Here is a 20,658-nt window from a genome sequence, read left to right as displayed (position 1 = left end):
TTTGCAAAAGTCAGGGTATCGACTATAGTTCTGCCTACAGAAAATGTAGTCAGGGGCAGGCGATGGGCGGGACACACAACCAAGGTACGGCGGCTTCATCGATCCATGAGGAAAGCTGGACCGTGCGCGGGGGCACCCAGGTGACGCTGCGCGCGGTGCGGCAAGCGGACCACGACGGACTGCGCGCGTTTATCGACGGGTTGTCCCGCGAGAGCCGCTACTACCGGTTCATGACCGGTGGAAGGGTGGCGGATGAGGTGGTGAAGGGCTTTGTCGGTCATCGCCCCGGCCACGACGTGGCATTGCTGCTGACGGCTGCCGCACCCGACGGCGCGGAATCGATCGTGGCCAATGCCGAATACGTGGTCAATGCGGATAACGTGGCCGAGCTGGCCGTGGTGGTAGCCGACGACTGGCAGGGCCAGGGGCTGGGCCGCAGGCTGATCCAGCGGCTCCAGCAGATTGCCCGCGCCAGCCGGCTGCGTGGCATGCGTGGTGATGTGCTCAGCGAGAACCGCCGCATGCTGGCCATCATGCGCGACTGCGGATTCGCGACGCGCCGCAACCCCGAAGACAGCTTCCTGCATGAAGTCAGCCTGACGCTGGCCGAAGCCACCAGCCGGCGCGAGCATTACCTGCCGCACGACTGGTTTGCCGACAACTAAGCAGTAGCTAGTCGGCCGAAACCGGGCGCTTGCTGCGCGCCGTCGCGGTACAACCGATCGATGCCGTGATGATGGCCGCGATGGCTACCCACTGGATCGCCGTCAGTTGTTCGTGCAGGAACGCCAGCCCGGCCAGCGCGCCCATGGCTGGCTCCAGGCTCAACAGGATGCCGAAGGTCCGGCGCGGCAGTCGCTTCAGCGCGACCATCTCCAGCGAGTAGGGAATCGCACTCGACATCAGCCCGACGGCCAGCCCGGACAGCAGCAGGCCGGGGGAGAACAGATCCGTGCCCGCATGGGCCACGCCGAACGGCAGCGCCACCAGCGCCGCCATGGTCATGCCCAGCGACGTCGCCTGGCCGCCATGCGCGCTGCCGGCCATCTGGCCAAATACGATATAGAGCGCCCAGCCGACGCCGGCCGTCAGCGCAAAGCCAATGCCGACGGGGTCAAGATGGGTTGCTGCCTCGCCCAGCGGCAGCAGCAGGACGAGCCCCGCCACCGCACAGGCAATCCAGAGGAAGTCGATGGCCCGACGCGACGACAGCACGGCCACGGTCAGCGGACCGGTGAATTCGATGGCGATGGCCAATCCCAGCGGGATCGTGCGCAACGACATATAGAACAGCAGGTTCGTGGCACCCAGCGCCGCACCGTAAAGGGCGATGGCCCGGGCATGGGCGCCCGACAGCGGAAAGCGCCATGGCCGCCAGACCGCGATCAGGATCAGCGCGGCAAAGCCCACCCGCAGCGCCACGGTGCCTTGCGCGCCAATCGCCCCGAACAGGCTCTTGGCGAACGAGGTGCCGATGCAGAGCGACGCCATGGAGCCGACCAGGGCCAGCACGGCCAGCAGGGTGTCGCTTTGATGGAGGCGGGCGAGAGGCCGGGTGAGAGGCAATTCCTTGTCCTGGTGCGGTAGGCCCGTTGCGGACCGGTGCGGCATCTTGCCCGAACATCGGCCGGCCAGCCATGCACAGATGCCAGTGCCGCGTGCTGTACAGTTGGCGCGGCCGGCGCTGGCGAAGTCCCACCCCAGGCACTATGGTGGAAGGACCTTTTTCCCGGAGATCACCATGGAAGCCCAGGCCACCCGTCGTCATGTCGTGATTACCGGGGCGGCAGGCGCCCTGGGCCGTGCCGTGGCCAGCCGCTTCGCGGGGGAGGGCGCCCGGCTGGCGCTGATCGACCACAACCTGCAGCACCTGCAGAGCGTGTTCGCGCATCCCGAACCGGACCATGGCGGCACGCTGCTGCACGCGGCCGATGTGACGTCCGATACGGCGATGGCACCGGTGGCGGCGGCCATCCTCGACGCGTTCGGGACGATCGACGTGCTGGTCCACGTGGCCGGCGGCTTCGAAATGGGCGAGGCCACCCACGCGCTGAGCCGGGAATCCTGGATGCGCATGATGGATCTGAACGCGTGGTCGTTCGTGGCCGTCACCGGCCATTTCATTCCGGCCATGACGTTCCAGCGGCGTGGCAAGGTGGTCGCGGTGTCGGCACGCGGCGCTGCCGCCGGTGCCGCCGCGATGGGCGCCTACACGGCGTCCAAGAGCGCGCTGCAACGGTTGGTGGAAAGCCTGTCGCACGAGGTCAGGGCCTCGGGCATCAACGTCAACAGCATTGCCCCCAGCATCCTCGATACGCCGGCCAACCGGAATGCGATGCCATCGGCCGACCCGGCCCGGTGGGTCTCCACCGGCGCCGCGGCACGCGCCGTCGCCTTTCTGGCGTCCGACGCGGCCGAGGCCATTCATGGACAACATATGGTGCTCGATGGGTTGAGCTGAGCCTGCCGCTTCAATGCGGCAGGTTCAAGCCGGCCAGGCGCCGGGCCGCGCGGTCGAACGTCGCCAGGTTGTCGCAGCCGGCGTCCTCGCAGGTCCGGAGGATCAGGCAGTCGGCAAAGTCTCCGCAGCTTGCCACGTAGAGCCTCAGCGCGGATTGCACGACGCGCCGCGACTCCAGCACCAATTCTTCGCTCTGCACCAGGTGGCCAATGATCTCGATGATCTCGGGATGGTCGGCGCCGTAGCGCCGGTCCATCGTCCAGACGAGTTCCGCCAGCACCACCGTCGGCACGAAGCCACGCTGGCGGGAAGACAGCGAATCGAGCAAGGCATCGGCCACCGGCGTCAGCCCCGGATCGTCCCGTGCGAAGTAGCGGACGAGGACATTGGTATCCAGGCCGATCATGCGAAGCTCCTGAGGTAGCGATTACAGATCGACTCCGCGATCGCGCCCTTGATCTCTTCCGCGGTTGGCGCCACCCCTTGCACGCGGCCCGCGAGGCAACCCTTCAGGTCACCGATGGAGCGGCTCTTGCCGGGCGTGAAATCCACCTCGGCGGCATTGCGCCGCCGCTTGGCGTCCGCTTCGGTCACGGCCTGGTCGATTTCCTCGCGGGTAGGCGCCGGCCGGCGTCCGGCCAGGCAGCCCTTCAGGTCCTTGATCGAGTATCTTTTCCCGCTGGCGGGCGCCGGCGGTGGCATCGCATCGTCGTCATTCCCGCCACCTCCGGACATGATCCCTTGTGCGTTGGCTTGCATGGTATTGACCCCTCAGGTTAAGTGAACAGTGTCGGCAGGCGCCGCCGCTTTCGACCGTGGTAGCCGTGGCAGCCGCGCCTGACGAAATCCATTCTGGAGTCAGGTCAAGCCCAAAAACAGAGGACGATTCTCAAAGTGCGTGGGGTTAGATCAATCTTCCTGCACACCAAGCGGCGGCGCGATGTCTTCCAGCGCGCGCCGTTCCGCATTCACGCCGTATCGCAGTGCCATCAGACCGGCCACGATCACCAGCGCCGCCCCGATGCCGTACCCCACAGCCACCGCGCCACGGCTGCCCGTTTCGATCAGCATGCCAAACAGTACCGGGGCGATGAAGCCGCCGGTGCCCGTGCCCACGGCGTAGAACACCGAGATGGCCAACGCGCGCATTTCCAGCGGAAAGACCTCGCTGGCGGTCAGGTAGGCCGAACTGGCCGCCGCCGATGCCAGGAAGAACACGGCCGACCAGCACATGGCCTGGGCGCGCGCGTCGAGCCAGCCCTGCATGAAGGCCCAGCCGGTGGCGGCCAGGCCGATGCCCGACAGCACATAGGTCACCGCGATCATCCTGCGCCGTCCGATCCGGTCGAACAGAGGGCCCAGCACCAGCGGCCCCAGCGCATTGCCCAGCGCGAACGGAAAGATATAGAGCGCCACGCGTTCCTCGGACACGCCCTGGAACCGGGTCAGCACCAGCGAATAGGTGAAGAAGATGGCGTTGTAGAAGAACGCCTGCGCCACCATCAGCGCGAACGTGACGATGCTGCGCATGCGGTAGCGGTGCAGCAGCAGCCGCAAGATCTCGCGCAGCGGCGGGATGGGTTTGCCGGCGTAGGCAACCATGGCGCCTTCCACGGCGGGCAGCGGACCGTGTTGCCGCGCCACCTCGGCCTCGATGCCGGCGATCACGCGCGCGGCTTCCTCATGGCGGCCGTGGGTGGTAAGCCACCGCGGGCTTTCCGGCACGTGGCGGCGCACCAGCACGATGGCCACGGCCAGCACCGCGCCCAGCGCGAAGCAGGCGCGCCAGCCCCAGACCGGGCCGAACACGCGCGGGTCCAGCAGCACCAGGCTCAGGCCGGCGCCCAGCGCCGCGCCCAGCCAGAAGCTGCCGTTGATGGCCAGGTTTACGCGGCCACGCACGCGTGCCGGGATCAGTTCGTCGATGGCGGAATTGATGGCGGCATATTCGCCGCCGATGCCCAGTCCGGTCACGAACCGGCAAGCCGCGAAGAACGCGAAGTTCGGGGAGAACGCCGTGGCCAGCGTGGCCGCCATGTAGACGGCCAGCGTGGCCAGGAACAGCTTCTTGCGGCCGAGCCGGTCGGCCAGGCGTCCGAACAGCAGCGCGCCAATGACCGCCCCTAATATATAGAGCGACCCCGACCAGCCCACCCGCGTCGCGTCCAGGCCCAGCGTGTCCGGCCGCTCCAGCACGGCGCCGATCGAGCCCACGAGCGTCACTTCGAGCCCGTCGAGCACCCAGGCGACGCCCAGCGCGATGGCGACGCGCCAGTGCCAGGCAGACCACGGCAGGCGGTCGAGCCGGGCGGGGATATCCGATTGCCAGGCGGCGATGGCGGGCTCCTCGGCAGGTTGGCATGACTGCAGAGACTATAGTCATTCCGGCACCGGTTGCCTGTCGGCGATCCGCCGACGCCTGGCCGGGAACGAAAAAGGGGCGCCCCCGCGAGAGGGCGCCCCTTTCTGGTGGCGGGATGCTGGCTTACTGCGCCGGGAACGTCAGCGCGTTGGTCAGGTCACCCATGGCCGGCTTGCCGTTGGCAACCAGCGAATCGTCACGCAGCTTCAGGCCCGGCAGCGTCGGCAGCGCAAAGCGGCGCGTGATGAAGCGCAGGATCGATGCGGTGTCGTACTGCGTATGGTCCACGAAGCCCTTCCTGGCGTACGGCGAGACGATGATGGCCGGAATACGCGTACCCGGACCCCAGCGGTCGGCGGTGGGCACCGGCGCGTGGTCGTAGAAGCCACCGTTTTCGTCGTACGTCACCACGATCAGCATGTTCTTGTATTGCGGGCTGGCCTGCAGGTGCTTGATCACGTCGACGATGTGGGCATCGCCGTCCGCCACGTTGGCGTAGCCCGCGTGCTGGTTCAGGTTGCCCTGCGGCTTGTAGAACGTCACGGCAGGCAGCTTGCCGGCGGCGGCATCGGTGAAGAACTGGCTGTCGAAGTCCTTCAGGTGGGCCGTACGGTAGTCGGCGTGATCCACCGGGCTGAACGCCGCGTAGAAGTTGAACGGCTGGTGGTGGGCCTGGAAGTTCGGCGTGGTGTTGTTGTAGATCTTCGTGCGGTCGGCCGAGACGGTCTTCCATGCGCCCGCGTACCAGGCCCAGTCCACGCCGCGCTTGTCCAGGTACGTGGCGATGGTGTCCTGGGTTTGCGCGGGCAGCGTGCTGGCCAGGTTCGGGTCGGCCAGCAGCTTGGTGGCGTCGGCCGACGCCGGTGCGTTGCCGCTTGGCTGGTAGGCCGGCTGCATCGTGTTCACGGCGTAGAACGTGCCGGTGGCGTCCTTCGGCGTGATCGCGCCGTCGTTCACGTACACGGCACGGCCGGTCAGGATGCTGGTCGGGCTGGTGTCCTTCAGTGCCAGGCTCTTGCCGTCGGCGGCCACGGCCGCGATCGAACCCGACGCCACCGAGGTGTCTGCGTTCGGGTACTTCGGCACGCAGGCGCAGACCAGGTACTGGTGGTTCAGGAACGAGCCGCCGAAGGCGCCCATGAAGAAGTTGTCGGCCAGCACGAAGTCCTTGGCCATCTGCCACATGGCCATCTTGCTGCCGTCGTAGTAGCCCATGGTGATGCCGCCGGCGTCGGAGAACGCGGCGAAGCGGTCGTTCTTGCCGCCGTTGATCTGCATCTGGTTCTGGTAGAACTTGTGCACGAGGTCGCGCGTGACCACGCTCTGGTCCACCACCACGCCCGTGCCGTTGACGCCGGCCGGATCGTCGATGCGGAACGGCTTGTTGGCCCAGCCCACGGTATTGGCTTCAGGCAGCGTCACGGCCTGGCCTGCCGCGGTGAATCCGCCCCAGGTGGGCGGCAGCGAGGCCAGCGCCGTGGTGTCGAAGTCCTTCTGCGGCTCGACGGTACCCACTGCGCTGGAGTTCACGCCCGGAATGCCGTTGGCGCCCGGGAACAGACCGTAGAGGTTGTCGAAGCCGCGGTTTTCGGCGTAGATCACCACCACGTTGCGGATGTTGTTCAGCGCCACGCGCTGTGCCACGCCGGCCTTGATGGCGCCGGCGACGTCGCCGCCCGCTGCCACGGCATTGGCGATCAGTTCGATGGCCTGCTCGATCTCGCCCTGCAGCGCGGCCTTGATCTTGCTGTCCGATTCCTTGTTGTGGTCTTCCAGCAGCTTGTCAGCGGCCACGCCCAGGCGGTCGGCCAGTTGCGCGCGCGCGGCGTCCAGGTTGCCGCCGTTGCTGTCCATCAGTGCGGCCAGTTCGGTGGAAATGGCGCTGACCACGCCATTGGCGGCGGCCGGTGCGCGGAACATCAGCTTGCGCGTCACGGCAGCATGGCCACCGGCATCGTCATTGCGGAAGGCGTCCGTGCCGATCTCGGCAACGACCGGGCCTTGGCCGGTTACCGTGAAGGCGCCCTTGGCGTCCGTGAAGGTCGAAGCCTCGCCGCTGTCGCACTTGGCGTTGGCGTTGGCGTCGATACAGACCTTGGCATGCTCGAAGTAGCTGCCCGTGACGACGCCTGACGTGGTGGCGGCAGGCGTGGCGGTGCTGCCGGAATCGCTGCCGCCACAGGCGGACAGGCATGCGGCGGCCAATGCGGCCAGCGGCCACAGACGGGGTTTACGGCTCATGGCTTTCCTCTTTTTTATATGTGGGATGACGGCGTTGCCGTCGGTACAACTTATGGGTACTGCTGGGTGCGCCGCGAGTGTGATCCGGACATATGTCAGATTGATGATGGCCCGCATGGCAGACGGATACAGAGCCGGCGAAGGTGTCGATGGCGTGTCGATCGCGTGAAACGTCATGTGGATGTCACAAACGCGGCATAGGCTCCAGCGCCATTCCTTCGTCACCGTCCCGTCGTCAATTCGTCATGAGCCTGCCGCCGCTGTTGTGGAACGCCGCGTTCCCGTCGCTGTTCACCTGGATGCGCGTAGCGGGCAGCCTGTTGATTGCGCTGCTGGCCGGTCTGATGGCGGGCTGCGGCAAGCAGGAGGCGGCGCCGGCTGCAGTGGTGACGGCACCAGCCGTGGTGGCCAGCGCGCCCAAGGCGGCTGGGGCCAAGCCGTTCTACGCGATGATGGCCGAGCGCCATCCGGACATCGCGCAACTCGGCGCGCTGGGCAAGGCGCTGTTCTTCGATCCGTCCCTGTCGGCCTCGGGCAAGCAGTCGTGCGCCACCTGCCACAGCCCCGAGCACGCCTACGGTCCGCCGAATAACCTGTCCGTGCAACTGGGCGGTGCCGACATGACGCGCACGGGCGTGCGCGCGGCGCCGTCGCTGCGCTACGTGCAGAATGTGCCGGCCTATACCGATCACTATCGCGAAAACGACGGCAACGACGCCGAGGACCAGGGGCCGGCCGGCGGCCACAACTGGGACGGTCGCGCGGGCTCGGCGCACGACCAGGCGCGCATCCCGCTGCTGTCGGCGCATGAGATGGCCAACGGCGAGCCGCGTGTGGTGGTCGAGAAGATCCGCAACGGGCCGCATGCGGAGACCTTCCGCGAGGTGCTTGGGCAGGATGTACTGGACGACGAGGACACCGCCTTCAACGCGGTGCTGATGGCGCTGGAGGTGTTCCAGCAGACGCCGTCGGAGTTCTATCCCTATTCCAGCAAGTACGACGCAGTGCTGCGCGGCCAGGCAAAGTTGACGCAGCAGGAACTGCGCGGCCTGCGCGTGTTCAACGATCCCGGCAAGGGCAACTGTGCGGCGTGTCATGCGGCCGATATCCGCGAGGGCGCATTCCCGGCGTTTTCGGATTTCGGCTTTATCGCGGTGGGCGCGCCGCGCAATCGCAAGCTGGCCGGCAATGCCGATCCGGCATTCCACGACCTGGGGCTGTGTGGTCCGGATCGAACCGACCTCAAGGACCGCGCCGACTATTGCGGGCTGTTCCGCACGCCGTCACTGCGCAACGTGGCGCTGCGCCATGCGTTCTTCCACAACGGCGTGTTCCATTCGCTGGACGAGGTGATGCACTTCTATGCCGAGCGCGACGTGAAGCCGGAGAAATGGTATCCGCGCGGCAAGGACGGCAAGGTGATCAAGTTCGACGACCTGCCGACGCAGTACCACGCGAACGTCAATATGGAAGCGCCGTTCGGTGGCAAGCCGGGCGACAAGCCGACCATGACCGAAGCCGACATGCGCGATGTGATTGCCTTCCTGAAGACGCTGACCGACGGCTATCAAGCACCGGTGGCAAAGACAGCCGCAAAGACGGCGGCCGTCATCCGATAGTCACCGGTTCGACACCGGCTTGACATCGGTTACAGAACGCAGCTAACCCAGGCGGCCCACGGCGGCCAGCATCGAGCGGCCGTGCGCGGTGATTTGCGGGCAGGGACGTTTGCCCTGTTCGGATTGCAGGATCACCATTTCCATGGTGATCAGCGCATCGAGATCGACGGGGTCGATTTCACGCGCCGGGATGGTCGACGTGTCGTTGCGGGTATGGGGGCCATTGCCGATCAACATCAGCGTGGCAAGTTCATGCGGGCTCAGCACGGTGTTCTCCTTGGCGAGAGGGGAGCGGTTGCTGGGGACAAGGGGGGCGCTGGACCGATGCAGCGGTGCGCCCCTCCGACGGGATTGTGGACCATCGTCCCGGCCCTTGCACGCTGCATCGCATCGTGATGGCCAGTCGACAGTCACTGCGTTGGACGGGCATCCCCTGCATGGGTTCCTGCCCGATACAAAACCGCTACAGAGCGCAAGGGTTTCAAACGCGCGTCATGCAGGATTTCGCCGATATCCGCATGATGCCCGATGCGCGCGTCCGTAGCCGCTATGCCCCTTGCAGCCCCATGGCGATGCCATCGCTGCGCGGATCGTGCGCGCCTGCGCAGCTACCGTCGTCGTACAACGCGATGGCGCCCGGGTGGCCCGCCAGCGGGCTCTGCGCGTCGATCACGCTCACTTCGTGCCCGCGGGTCGACAGCGCCGCGATCACATCGTCGCCCGCATCGGCTTCGAGCTTGAGGCTGTCGCGCGCATCGGAGAACGTGCGGCCCAGCAGGAAGCGGGGCCGCGACAGGGCCTGCAGCGGGTTCATGCCGTAGTCGATCAGTCGTGTCAGCACCGCTGCCAGCGTTTGCGGCTGGCCATCGGCGCCTTGCGTGCCATAGGTCAGCCGGGCTTTGCCTTCTCGCAGATACATGCCGGGATTCAACGTGTGGAACGGACGTTTTCCGGGTCGGATCGCGTTGTGATGCTTCGGATCGGTGGAAAACGCCGCGCCCCGGTTGTGCCACAGGATGCCCGTATCGGCGGCCACCACGCCGCTGCCCCAGTCGAAATACACGGTCTGCAGCACGCTCACACAACGGCCGGCGGCATCCACGGCGCTCAGGTAGACCGTGTCGCCGTGCTGGTAGACATGTGGCCACGGCAGCGCGTGCCGGGTGTCGATGCGCGCCGCCAGCGCCGACAGCCGGGCGGGAGACAGCATGGCATCGACCGGCACATCGGCGAAATCGGGGTCGGCCACGTGGCGATTGCGCTCGATGAACGCCTGTTTCACGGCCTCGACCAGCAGGTGGTAGTAATCCGGGCTGCCCTCGGGGATGTTGGCCACGTCGAACCGGTCCAGGATGCCCATGATCTGCAACGTGGTAACGCCCTGCGTGGGCGGCGCCAGGCTCAGCAGTTCGCCGCCGCGATAGGGCACGCGCAGTGGCGCCTCGTCGCGCGCCGCAGTTCTGGCCAGATCATGCAGCGTCAGTGGCGATCCGGCCGCGCGCAGGCCGGCCACGATGCGCTCGGCCAGCTCGCCTTCATAGAACTCACGCGAACCAAAGTTCGCGATGCGATCAAGGCTGCGTGCCAGCGCCGGTTGCCGCAGGCGGTCGCCCTGGGGCGGTAATCGGCCGTCGGGCATGAAGGTGGCGGCAAAGCCGGGCCAGTCGGCCAGCTCGGCCTGGCGGAATGTCTGCCAGAAGCGCTGCGACGGCGTCACTTCAAAGCCTTCGTGCGCCAGGGCTATCGCGCGCTGGAACAACCCGCTCCAGGACTGGAGGCCGCCCCATTGGTCGCGGCTAATGGCAAACGCGCGGTCCCATGCATCGACCGTGGCGGCCGTGGTCAGCGCCGAGGCGGCGCCGCGCGTGGGAATCGCATCGCCATAGTCAGGCAGCGTGCCGGCCGCCTGCCCGATGCCCGAGAGGGTGCGCACATTGCCGTGCTCGTCGCTGACGATCCAGAACGCGTCGCCGCCCAGGCCGGTGAAGTGCGGATAGGTGACGGCCAGCGTGGCGCCGATGGCGATGGCGGCCTCGATGGCATTGCCGCCCGCGCGCAGGACGTCGAGCCCCGCCTCGCTGGCCAGCGCATGCGGGCTGGTGACCATGCCCGAGCGGGAGGTGGCCAACTGGTTCATGCGTGGCGGCATTAGTGGTCCCCGCCCAGGTACGCCTGCACCAGCGCCGGGTCCTTCGCCAGTGACTCGGCATCGCCGCTGGCCACGACGCGGCCTTCTTCCAGCACGTAGGCGCGGTCGGCCAGCGACAGCGCCAGCGCGGCCATCTGGTCCACCAGCAGGATCGTGATCGATGCCTCGCGCAATGAGTCCAGCGAGGCGAACAGTTCCTCGATGACCTTGGGCGCCAGCCCCAGCGACGGCTCGTCGAGCAGCAGCACCGACGGATTCGACATCAGGCCACGCGCCACGGCCAGCATCTGCTGCTCGCCGCCGGACAGCAGGCCCGCACGTTGGTGCTGGCGTTCGCGCAGGCGCGGCCAGCGCGTGAACATGGACTCGATCCGCTGCGTCATCTCGGCACCCGAGATGCGTCCCGACGGGAATGCACCCAGGCGCAGGTTGTCCAGCACCGATAGTTCCGGGAATACCTGCCGGCCTTCGGGCACCAGCACCACGCCCATTTCGGCGATCTTCGCCGCGTCCAGCCGGGCGAGGTCGGTGCCATCGAAGGTGATGCCGCCTTGCACCGGGCGATGCAGGCCAGCCAGCGCGCGCATCAGCGTGGACTTGCCCGCGCCGTTGGCACCCAGCAACGCCACCATTTCACGCGCGCGGATCTGCAGGTCGACGTCGTGCAGCACGGGCGCCGCGCCATAGCCGGTACGCAGAGCGCTCACGCCCAGCACCTCGGGCGGGTTGGCATCGGTCGCTGCCGCCTGCGGACGGCGGCGTGCCGGCGCGCTCGATGCCTCGCCCAGGTAGGCGCGCCGCACGGCCGGATTGGCGCGCACGCTGTCGGGCGTGCCGTCGGCCAGGTGCTGGCCGGCGTCGATGACGACGATGCTGTCCGATACATCCATCACCAGCGACATGTCGTGTTCCACCAGGCCCACCGCCACGCCGCTATCGGCGATACGGCGCAGCAGGCGGCCCAGTGTGGCCTTGTCCTCGCGGGACAGGCCGGCGGCCGGTTCGTCGAGCAGCAGCACGGCGGGGCGGGTAGCCAGTGCGCGGGCGATCTCCACCAGGCGGCGATCGACGTGCGCCAGGTCTGCCGCGCTGGCGTCGGGGTTGCCGGTGTAGCCGCATGCGGCCAGCAGCGCGCGGGCTTCGTCACGGATGGCCGGCGCCGTGAAGCCGGCAATGCCCAGCAGCGTGCCGAGCTTGCCGCGCGTGAGTGCGATAGCCACGTTGTCGGCCGCGCTCATGCCCGTGAACAACTGCGTGGTCTGGTAGGTGCGCGAGATGCCGTGGCGCGCGCTGTGGCAGGCACCACGCGCGGGCAGCGCTTCCGCGCCCAGCTTGCGTCCGCCCGAACGGGGACGGTAATAGCCAGACAGCATGTTCAGCACGGTCGATTTGCCTGCGCCGTTGGGGCCGATCAGGCTGGTGACCTGGCCGGGCGGCAACTGGAACGACAGGTCGTCCACCGCGCGCACGCCACCGAACACCATCGACAGGCCCAGCGCGGACAGTCCCCGGCGTTGGTCTGGCGCACGCTGCGGCAGCATGGCACCGGATGCGGCGTCGTGTTGCGGCGGCGTGGCGGGATGCAGCCGGCGGAACGCGGCGGTCACTACGCCGACAATGCCGCTCGGGGCCACCCACAGCACCACCAGCAGCAGCACGCCAAAGCACAGCAGGCGCAGGTTTTCCAGGCTCGACAGCACTTCGGGCAGCAGGCCGACGATAACGGCCCCGGCCACCGGACCCGCCACCGTGCCCGCACCGCCGATCATCACGACCAGCACGAACAGAATGGACTGCAGGAACGAGAACATGCCCGGCGTGACCATGCCCTGCAGCGGCGCGAACAGCCCGCCAGCCAAGCCGGCCAGCGCCGCCGAGAACGCGAAGCCGACGGTCTTGACCACCAGCGGATTGACACCGATCGAGGCGGCGGCGGTTTCGCTGTCGCGTACCGCACGCATCGCCGCACCCCATCCGCCACGCGCGATGCGCGCATAGGCGGCCAGCGCGATCCCGAGCACGGCGATGGCGATTAGCGCCAGCGCACGCTCGCCGCCTTCCACGCCGGGCAGCGATGGCTGCGCGATGCCCATCAGGCCGTTCTGGCCGCCGGTCAGCGCGCGCCATTCCACGGCACCATGCTCGACGATAAAGCCGAACGCGATGGTGACCATCGCCAGTCCCGGCCCCTTCACGCGCAGCGCAGGCAGCGCCAGCAGCGCACCGAGCACGGCGGACACCAGCGCCCCGACCGGCCAGGCCGCCCAGAAGCTCCAGCCGGCCTGGCCGGTCAGGATGGCCACCGTATAGGCGCCAATCGCATAGAAGCCCACGTGGCCGAACGAAACCTGCCCGGTCAGCCCGAGCAGCAGGTTCAGGCCCACGCCGCAGATGGCCAGCATGGCCACGCCAGCGATCACGAAAACGAAATAGCCGTTCAGTGTCAGCACCAGGCCCGCCGCAGCCGCCAGGGCCGCGCACATGGCGAGTATCTGCAGCGGGGTGCCCAGGCCGAGCCAGGGCGCGGCGGGGCGTGCCGGGCTGGCCGGCACGGCGGGGGATACCGTGGAAGTCATCGTCTTGCTCATACCTTGCGTACCTCCGCGCGTCCGAACAGGCCATCGGGGCGCAGGGCCAGCAGCGCGATGACCAGCGCGAACGTAATGATCTGCGTGTAGCTGGAGCCCAGCGATGCGGTGACCAGCGCCTCGGCCACGCCGAATATCAGTCCGGCCACCATCACGCCCCAGGCGCTGGACAGCCCACCCAGGATGGCCACGGCAAATGCCTTGAGGCCGAACACGGTGCCCATGTCGGCCTGCACGTTGAACAGCGGCGCGATCAGCACGCCGGCAATACCGGCCAGCAGCGTCGACAGCGCAAAGGCGCCGGCCACGGTGCGGCGGATAGGAATGCCCATCAGGCGCGCCGCGTCGCGGTTCTGCACCACGGCCAGCATGGCCACGCCCCAGCGCGACTTGCGCAGCACGAAGTGGAGGACGGCGGCCAGCACTAGGCCCACCACTGGAATCACCAGTTGCAGCGGATACACGCCCACGCCGCCAAACTGCACCGACTGCGCGGCCAGCGGCGAGGGCAGGCTGCGCGGTTCGGTGCCGAACCACAGCATCACCACGTTATCGAGCACGATCCCCAGCGCCACGGTAGCCATCAGCCACGCATTCGAGCCACGGCTGGCAAACGGCCGCACGGCCAGAAATTCCACGGCCAGCCCGTACAGGGCGCACAGCGCCAGCGCCAGCAGCACGGCCAGCGGCATCGGCCAGCCCAGCGTCTGCGCAAACGTGTACGTGAGCACGGCACCCAGCATCATCGAGCTTCCCTGCGCGAAATTGACCGTGGCCGACACCGCGTAGGTGATGTGAAACCCCAGCGCCATCAGCCCGTACATGCTGCCCAGGCCAAGCCCGCTGATGAGGGCGGATATCCATAACATGGTGACTTCCTTTGTTTTGTGTTGCGGTGTTGCTTTGTTGCCGCTTTGATCCTGCTCTCGGTTTTCTCCCCTCTCCCCCTGGGAGAGGGGCGGGGGTGAGGGCCAGCGGTTCAAACTGCGACTTGCGCATCTTGATCGTCCCGCCCTCACCCCCAACCCCTCTCCCGCCGTGCGGGAGAGGGGAGCAAACCAACAGGGGAGCTAGAACACCGACGCCTTACTTCTTCACCGGCACGATCCGGTTGTCGATGAACTGCGCCCAGACGTAGTCGTTCTCGGTCAGCGCATCATGCTGCTGCGGCGAAAACGGCTTCACGTAGGTCTTGATCAGGCCTTCGTAGCGGTCGATCTTGTAGAAGCCTTCGCGCACCGCGTCGCCCTTGGTGCTGCCGGCGTTGGCGATGGCCAGCGCAGCCAGTTGCGTGGCGTCGTAGGCGTTGGCCACGCCCACGGCGGGCGTGATGTCGTCCGGGCCCTTCACGTCGCTGTACTTGGCCTTGAGGTCATTGACCACGCGCGTGCTGACCGGCGTCGTCGAGCCGAAGAAGCTGTACGTCTGCACAAAGTGGACGTTCTTGGCGTTCGGTCCCGCCAGTTCCGTGAAGCGGCCGCCAGCAGGGCCCCAGTGCGATACCACGGGCACCTTCCAGCCCATGCGGTCGAGCGACTTCACCACCTGTGCCGACGGGCCGACGTTGCCCACCATCAGCAGCACGTCGGCGCCGGCGGCCTTCAGGCGGCCAAGCTGGGGTACCACGTCCACGTCGTTGCCTTCGAATTTCTCGATGCCCACGGGCTTGCCGCCCTTGGCGGCCATCGCGGCGACGATGCCTTTCTCGTTCGATTCACCCCAGGGGTTGTTCACCAGGATCAGGCCCGGCTTGCTGGCGTTGAAGGCCTTCTGCGCGTACTGCAGCATCGCCTTGTCCACCACTTCGTCCACGGCCGACACGCGGAACGCGAAGTTCGGATTCGCGCCGTTGTGCGTGATCGGCGTGCCGGCCGCCCAGGGGCCCATGAACGGCACCTTCTCCTGGTTGGCGATGGGCACGATGGCCATCGAGACAGGCGTGTCCAGGCCGCCAAACAGCACGGCAACCTTTTCCTTGTAGATCAGTTCGCGCGCGGCCAGCACGCCCTTGGCCGGGTTGCCTTCGTCATCGCGGCGCACCAGTTCGAGCTTGCGCCCGCCCAGCAGGCCGCCACGGGCGTTGATCTCGTCGATGGCGATGGTCATGCCGCGTGTCAGCGATTCGCCGGCGCGCGCCGACTGGCCAGACAGCGCCGTGATCAGGCCGATCTTGATGGTGTCGGCGGCATGCGCGGGCAGGGCGGTCATCACGCAGGCGGCCGCTGCGGCGGCGATCAGGGCACGGCGTTGGGGACGAAACATGGCGGAAGCTCCGGATGGGTTGGTGTCGAGCAGCGGTCTCGCAAGAGACGTGCCACGCGTTGACAAATCCACGCCAGGTTCCGCTGCACGCGGCATTTCAATGCGTTGACGATCTGGTCCAGATATTGCGAACGATTTGTTCATGCATCTGCATACGATCCGAAACGGGGCATGGCGCACGAAGGCTGTGCCGGATTCGGGGCGGTATGCACCAACCAGAAGAAAGGCAATCGTTCATGACGTTCAACCCGAGTCCACTGGCGGCCGCGCAGGCCGCGGCGGCACCGACCTTCGGCCCGTTGCGCCACCACGGGCGCTTTCCGTACCGGCCGATCACCGACGCCGACGACTTCCGCTGGCCCAATGGCGCGCGGCTGGCGGTCTACCTGGGCTTCAACATCGAGCACTTCGCGTTTGCCGAGGGCCTGGGCGCCAACCTCGGACCGGTATCGCCCCAGCCCGACGTGCTGAACTACAGTTGGCGCGAGTACGGCAACCGCGTGGGCGTGTGGCGCTGCCTGGAACTGTTCGACCAGCTAGACATGCCGGCCGGCGTGCTGCTGAATACGGCGCTCTACGATCACTGTCCGGAGATGCTGGACGCCTGCGTGGCGCGGGGAGACGAGCTGATCGGCCATGGCCATACCAACGCGCATCGCCAGAGCGAGTTCGACGAAGCGGGAGAGCGCGCGCTGATCGAACACTGCCGCGACCGCATCGCGCAGCATTGCGGCCGTGCGCCGGGCGGGTGGCTGTCGCCGTGGATATCGGAGACGCTGGTCACGCCCGACCTGCTGGCCGAGGCCGGCTACCGCTATACGCTGAACTGGGCGCACGACGACCGGCCCATCCGCATGCAGACGCGCAACGGCGGGTCGCTGTGGTCGATCCCGTATCCGCAGGAGCTGAATGACATCCCGATGATCATCGCGCGCCAGCTCGACGGCGTGGCGTTTGCCGACATGATCATCGACCAGTTCGACGAGATGCTGCTGCAGGCCAACCACGCCCAGCACCCGCAGCCGCTGGTGATGGGCATTGCGCTGCATCCGTACCTGGTGGGCCAGCCGTACCGGCTAAGGCACCTGCGCCGGGCGCTGGCGCATATTGCCGCGCGGCGGTCGCACGGCGAAGTCTGGCTGACCACCCCAGGGGCGATCTGCGACGCCATGGACGCCCGCATTCCGGCGGAAAACGCCGTCGCGGCATCGCGCTAACATCATGGCCACTGTTTCCCTGATCGACGTCATGTCCGCCAAAGCCGCAAAAAAGTCCGCCCCCAAGGACGAAGCCCCCATCGAGACGCCCGCCGATACCGCCGACGCGGCCGATGCCGATACGCGCATCTACCAGGCCATCTTCGACGGCGTGCTCAACCATCGCCTGACGCCGGGCACCAAGCTGCCCGAGCCCGAGCTGTGCAACCTGTTCGGTGTGGGCCGCGCGGTGGTGCGGCGCGTGCTGGAGAAGCTGGCGCACGACGGCATCGTCGCGTTGCGTCCCAACAAGGGCGCGGTGATCGCCGAGCCCACGCCCGAGGAAACCAGCCAGATCTTCGAGGCGCGCCGCGCCATGGAGCGTGTGCTGGTGGAACTGGCCGTGGAGCGCGTGACCGAGGCCGACCTGCGTGAACTGCGGCGCCAACTGGCCGAGGAGCACGATGCGATGCACCGGTTCGACCAGCCATCGTGGGCACGGCTGGCCAGTGGCTTTCACCTGCGCATTGCCACGCTGGCGCGCAATCCGGTGCTGCAGCGCTACCTGACCGAACTGGTATCGCGCTGTTCGCTGATCGTGGGACTCTACGAGCCGCCGGGCCATGCGCCGTGCGAGCACGACGAGCACGCCGCTATCGTGGCCTGCATCGAGGCGCGCGACGCGGCCGGCGCTGTGTCGCTGATGGAAGCCCACCTGCGGGAACTGGAGCAACGTATCGAAACATCGCGCATGCAGGGCGAGAAGAGCCTGGCGCAGATGCTGGGCCTGCCGCAGCGCTAGCCCGGACTACCAAGGAACACCATGGAAATCGATTTCAGTGCGATCACCGAGTATCAGCGCTACAAACTCATGGCCAGCCTGATCGTGCCGCGCCCGATTGCGCTAGTGACCACGCTGGGCGCCGACGGCACCGCCAACGCCGCGCCGTTCTCGATGTTCAACATGCTGGGCGAGGAGCCGCCGATCGTGATGATCAGCGTGAACCGCCTGGCCGACGGGGCACTGAAGGACACGGCGGCCAATATCGAGCGGTCGAAGGAATTCGTCATTCACCTCAGCGACGAGCCGATGGCCGAAAAGATGCACCGCTGTGGAGAGCGGCTGCCGCCGCACCTGAGCGAACTGGCCCACGTGGGGCTGACGGCGGCGCCGTGTACCGACGTGGCGCCGCCGCGCATTGCCGAGGCGCCGGTGGCGTTCGAGTGCCGGCTATGGGAAACGCTGCGCACCGAAAGCCGGCACATCTTCATCGGCCGCGTGCTGCGGCTGCATGCGCGCGATGGCCTGATCGATACGGAGCGCTGGCGCGTGCGGCTGCAGGAGTATTTCCCCGTGGGCCGCTTTGGCGCCAGCTTCTACGTGACCACGCGCGACCGCTTCTCGCTGGAGAAGGACGCCGGCGTGGTCACGGCGTCAACCGCGATCGACGAGATGTGAACCCAGCGGCGCGGCCGGCTTGCGCCGTGCGCGCCACTGGTCGGCCACGCCGAGGATCTCGCCGACGATGCCGCGCCGGAAGGTCAGCACGCAGATCACGAAGATCACGCCGGTGACCATCGTCACCGATTCGCCCAGGGTGTTGAACCAGTCGATACCCGTGAGGTTGGCCAGGAAGGTGCCGACATCGCCGAGCTTGTTCTCCAGCGCGATCACCACGAACGCGCCGGCGATGGGGCCGGTCAGCGTGCCGAGGCCACCCACCAGCGTCATCAGGATCACCGCGCCGGACATCGACCAGTGCACGTCGGTCAGCGTCTCGAAGCCCAGCACGAGCGCCTTCAGCGATCCGGCCAGGCCGGACAGCGCGGCCGACAGCACGAAGGCCACCAGCTTGAAGCGGTCGACGTCATAGCCCAGCGACACGGCGCGCGGCTCGTTCTCCTTGATCGCCTTCAGGATCTGCCCGAACGGCGAGTGGATCGTGCGCACGACCAGCGCGAACGCGGCCACCACGATGGCCAGCACCACGTAGTAGAGCGTCAGGTCGCTGTCCAGCGGCAGCAGCCCAAGCAGCTTGCCGCGCGGAATGCCCTGGATGCCATCCTCGCCGCCGGTGAACGGCGCCTGCAGGCAGAAGAAGTAGAGCATTTGCGCCAGCGCGAGCGTGATCATCGAGAAGTAGATGCCCTGGCGGCGAATCGCCAGCGCACCCATGGCCAGGCCGGTCAGCGCCGCGAACACGGTGCCAAGCAGCAGGCCGAGTTCGGGCGTCAGGCTCCATTCCTTCATTGCGTGACCGGCGACGTAGCCGGCGCCGCCGAAGAATGCGGCATGGCCGAACGACAGCAGCCCCGTGTAGCCAATCAGCAGGTTGAACGCGCAGGCAAACAGCGCGAAGCAGAGCACCTTGAGCACGAACACCGGATAGGCGCCGAACATGGGCGCGAACAGCACGGCCAGCAGCAACGCACCGTAGACCGCGAACTGGGCGCGGCGAGTGGAATCTTGCAACATTATTTTTCCTTCCCGAACAGACCGGCGGGGCGCAGCATCAGCACGATCACCATGATGAAGAACACCACCGTGGAGGACGCCTCCGGATAGAAGACCTTGGTCAGCCCTTCAATGACGCCGAGCGCCAGGCCGGTGACGATCGATCCCATGATCGACCCCATGCCGCCGATGACCACCACGGCAAACACGACGATGATCAGGTTCTGGCCCATCAGCGGCGATACCTGGATCACCGGTGCGGCCAGCACCCCGGCAAACGCGGCCAGCGCCACGCCGAAACCGTAGGTCAGCGTGACCATCAGCGGCACGTTGACGCCGAATGCCTCGACGATCTTGGGGTTCTCGGTGCCGGCGCGCAGGTAGGCGCCAAGCTTGGTCTTCTCGATCGTGAACCATGTGCCCAGGCACACCACGATCGATGCCACGACCACCCATGCACGGTAGTTCGGCAGGACCATGAAGCCGAGATCCGTGGCGCCCTGCAACGCATCGGGCGGCGAGTAGGGCAGGCCGGAGACGCCGTAGACCGATCGCAGCCCGCCTTCGATCACCAGCGTGATGCCCAGCGTCAGCAGCAAGCCGTAGATGTGGTCGAGCTTGTAGATCCAGCGCAGCATCGATTTCTCGATCAGCACGCCGATGGCACCAACCACCAGCGGCGACAGCACCAGCATGACCCAGTAGTTGAGCCCGGCATACTCCATGCCGGCCCAGGCCAGTACCGCACCCGCCATGAACAGCGCGCCATGGGCGAAGTTGATGACGTTGAGCAGGCCGAAGATCACGGCCAGCCCCAGGCTCAGCATCGCGTAAAACGCACCGTTGACAAGCCCCAGCAGCAACTGCGACAGCAGCGCCGGCAGGGGGATTCCAATATCGAAAGTCATGAAACGTGGTGTCCCTTTGTTATACGCCCAGCAGTTCGTTGAGCACCGGCATCTTGGCCTGCAGCTCGTCGGCGGCAAAGCGCTCGACGATGGCGCCGTGTTCCATCACGTAGAAACGGTCGGCCAGCGGCGCGGCAAAGCGGAAGTTCTGCTCCACCATCACCACCGTGTAGCCCTTCTTCTTGAGCATCAGGATCATGCGCGCCAGCGCCTGCACGATCACCGGTGCGAGCCCCTCCGAGATCTCGTCGAGCAGCAGCAGGTTCGCGCCCGTGCGCAGGATGCGGCCAACGGCCAGCATCTGCTGTTCGCCACCGGACAACCGCGTGCCCTGGCTCTGCTTGCGCTCGCGCAGGTTCGGGAACATCTCGTAGATCTCGGCCTCGCTCATGCCCTTGTCCGAGCCTTTCAGCACGG

19 protein-coding genes are annotated in these 20,658 nt (G+C 67.0%); 6 read left to right on the top strand and 13 right to left on the bottom strand.

The annotated features are described in order from the left end of the window. Positions 1 to 62 precede the first annotated feature (62 nt). On the top strand, positions 63 to 665 hold the full coding sequence (locus MFF62_RS30145; RefSeq protein ID WP_238267696.1) for a GNAT family N-acetyltransferase: 603 nt from the start codon (positions 63 to 65) through the stop codon (positions 663 to 665). Positions 666 to 672: 7 nt separating this feature from the next. Here the strand turns inward: MFF62_RS30145 and MFF62_RS30140 are convergent, their stop codons facing one another. After that, positions 673 to 1,491 carry an EamA family transporter gene (locus MFF62_RS30140; protein WP_238267718.1) on the bottom strand — a complete coding sequence of 273 codons (819 nt, stop codon included), beginning with the start codon at positions 1,489 to 1,491 and terminating at the stop codon, positions 673 to 675. 250 nt (positions 1,492 to 1,741) lie between these two features. Here MFF62_RS30140 and MFF62_RS30135 point away from each other — a divergent pair, with 250 nt between their 5' ends. Beyond that, positions 1,742 to 2,461 (top strand): SDR family NAD(P)-dependent oxidoreductase, encoded by a 720-nt coding sequence (locus MFF62_RS30135; RefSeq protein ID WP_238267694.1) that lies wholly within the window; start codon positions 1,742 to 1,744, stop codon positions 2,459 to 2,461. A 10-nt stretch (positions 2,462 to 2,471) separates the two neighbouring features. Here MFF62_RS30135 and MFF62_RS30130 read toward each other — a convergent pair whose 3' ends face one another. The 4 genes from MFF62_RS30130 to acpA all read right to left on the bottom strand — a co-directional run bounded on the left by MFF62_RS30130 (position 2,472) and on the right by acpA (position 7,064). Further along, complete coding sequence (locus tag MFF62_RS30130) at positions 2,472 to 2,867, bottom strand: PIN domain-containing protein (protein WP_238267692.1); 396 nt, start codon at positions 2,865 to 2,867, stop codon at positions 2,472 to 2,474. After that, entirely contained in the window at positions 2,864 to 3,220 is a 357-nt protein-coding gene (locus MFF62_RS30125) for a hypothetical protein (RefSeq protein ID WP_238267691.1), read from the bottom strand. The genes MFF62_RS30130 and MFF62_RS30125 overlap by 4 nt, the downstream gene beginning before the upstream one ends. Before the next feature lie 150 nt (positions 3,221 to 3,370). Further along, on the bottom strand, positions 3,371 to 4,798 hold the full coding sequence (locus MFF62_RS30120; protein WP_238267716.1) for an MFS transporter: 1,428 nt from the start codon (positions 4,796 to 4,798) through the stop codon (positions 3,371 to 3,373). 148 nt (positions 4,799 to 4,946) lie between these two features. Further along, positions 4,947 to 7,064, bottom strand: coding sequence for an acid phosphatase (acpA, locus tag MFF62_RS30115; protein ID WP_238267688.1), 2,118 nt, complete (start codon positions 7,062 to 7,064; stop codon positions 4,947 to 4,949). A gap of 299 nt (positions 7,065 to 7,363) precedes the next feature. Between acpA and MFF62_RS30110 the strand changes: the two genes are divergently transcribed. Continuing rightward, entirely contained in the window at positions 7,364 to 8,683 is a 1,320-nt protein-coding gene (locus MFF62_RS30110) for a cytochrome-c peroxidase (RefSeq protein ID WP_404990864.1), read from the top strand. 42 nt (positions 8,684 to 8,725) lie between these two features. Here the strand turns inward: MFF62_RS30110 and MFF62_RS30105 are convergent, their stop codons facing one another. The 5 genes from MFF62_RS30105 to MFF62_RS30085 form a co-directional block, all read right to left on the bottom strand. Next, positions 8,726 to 8,950: a hypothetical protein gene (locus MFF62_RS30105; protein WP_238267683.1), complete on the bottom strand. Its 225-nt coding sequence runs from the start codon at positions 8,948 to 8,950 to the stop codon at positions 8,726 to 8,728. 280 nt (positions 8,951 to 9,230) lie between these two features. After that, positions 9,231 to 10,820, bottom strand: coding sequence for a gamma-glutamyltransferase (gene ggt / locus MFF62_RS30100; RefSeq protein ID WP_238267682.1), 1,590 nt, complete (start codon positions 10,818 to 10,820; stop codon positions 9,231 to 9,233). Between the two features lie 11 nt (positions 10,821 to 10,831). Further along, positions 10,832 to 13,420, bottom strand: a complete 2,589-nt coding sequence (locus MFF62_RS30095; RefSeq protein ID WP_238267681.1) for a branched-chain amino acid ABC transporter ATP-binding protein/permease — start codon at positions 13,418 to 13,420, stop codon at positions 10,832 to 10,834. Beyond that, a complete protein-coding gene (locus MFF62_RS30090; protein ID WP_238267669.1) occupies positions 13,417 to 14,289 on the bottom strand; it encodes a branched-chain amino acid ABC transporter permease in 873 nt (290 codons plus the stop codon). The genes MFF62_RS30095 and MFF62_RS30090 overlap by 4 nt, the downstream gene beginning before the upstream one ends. A 217-nt stretch (positions 14,290 to 14,506) precedes the next feature. Further along, entirely contained in the window at positions 14,507 to 15,682 is a 1,176-nt protein-coding gene (locus MFF62_RS30085) for an ABC transporter substrate-binding protein (RefSeq protein ID WP_238267667.1), read from the bottom strand. A gap of 236 nt (positions 15,683 to 15,918) precedes the next feature. Here MFF62_RS30085 and MFF62_RS30080 point away from each other — a divergent pair, with 236 nt between their 5' ends. The 3 genes from MFF62_RS30080 to MFF62_RS30070 are packed head-to-tail and all read left to right on the top strand — an operon-like array spanning position 15,919 to position 18,337. Then, on the top strand, positions 15,919 to 16,899 hold the full coding sequence (locus MFF62_RS30080; RefSeq protein ID WP_238267665.1) for a polysaccharide deacetylase family protein: 981 nt from the start codon (positions 15,919 to 15,921) through the stop codon (positions 16,897 to 16,899). Positions 16,900 to 16,930: 31 nt separating this feature from the next. After that, on the top strand, positions 16,931 to 17,680 hold the full coding sequence (locus tag MFF62_RS30075; RefSeq protein ID WP_404990863.1) for a GntR family transcriptional regulator: 750 nt from the start codon (positions 16,931 to 16,933) through the stop codon (positions 17,678 to 17,680). 21 nt (positions 17,681 to 17,701) lie between these two features. Further along, positions 17,702 to 18,337, top strand: a complete 636-nt coding sequence (locus MFF62_RS30070) for a flavin reductase family protein (protein WP_238267661.1) — start codon at positions 17,702 to 17,704, stop codon at positions 18,335 to 18,337. Here the strand turns inward: MFF62_RS30070 and MFF62_RS30065 are convergent. From MFF62_RS30065 to MFF62_RS30055, 3 genes are all read right to left on the bottom strand, one after another. Next, entirely contained in the window at positions 18,314 to 19,354 is a 1,041-nt protein-coding gene (locus MFF62_RS30065) for a branched-chain amino acid ABC transporter permease (protein WP_238267659.1), read from the bottom strand. The genes MFF62_RS30070 and MFF62_RS30065 overlap by 24 nt on opposite strands. Further along, the gene (locus tag MFF62_RS30060; RefSeq protein WP_238267657.1) at positions 19,354 to 20,241 is read right to left on the bottom strand and encodes a branched-chain amino acid ABC transporter permease; all 888 of its coding nucleotides are present in this window, start codon (positions 20,239 to 20,241) and stop codon (positions 19,354 to 19,356) included. The genes MFF62_RS30065 and MFF62_RS30060 overlap by 1 nt, the downstream gene beginning before the upstream one ends. Positions 20,242 to 20,260: 19 nt before the next feature. Next, on the bottom strand, positions 20,261 to 20,658 hold a 398-nt coding region (locus MFF62_RS30055; RefSeq protein ID WP_238267656.1), incomplete at its 5' end, for an ATP-binding cassette domain-containing protein.

This window comes from Cupriavidus pauculus (assembly GCF_022179805.1).
Classification (GTDB): Bacteria; Pseudomonadota; Gammaproteobacteria; order Burkholderiales; family Burkholderiaceae; genus Cupriavidus; species Cupriavidus pauculus_E.
This window is presented reverse-complemented; position numbering and strand designations above follow the sequence as displayed.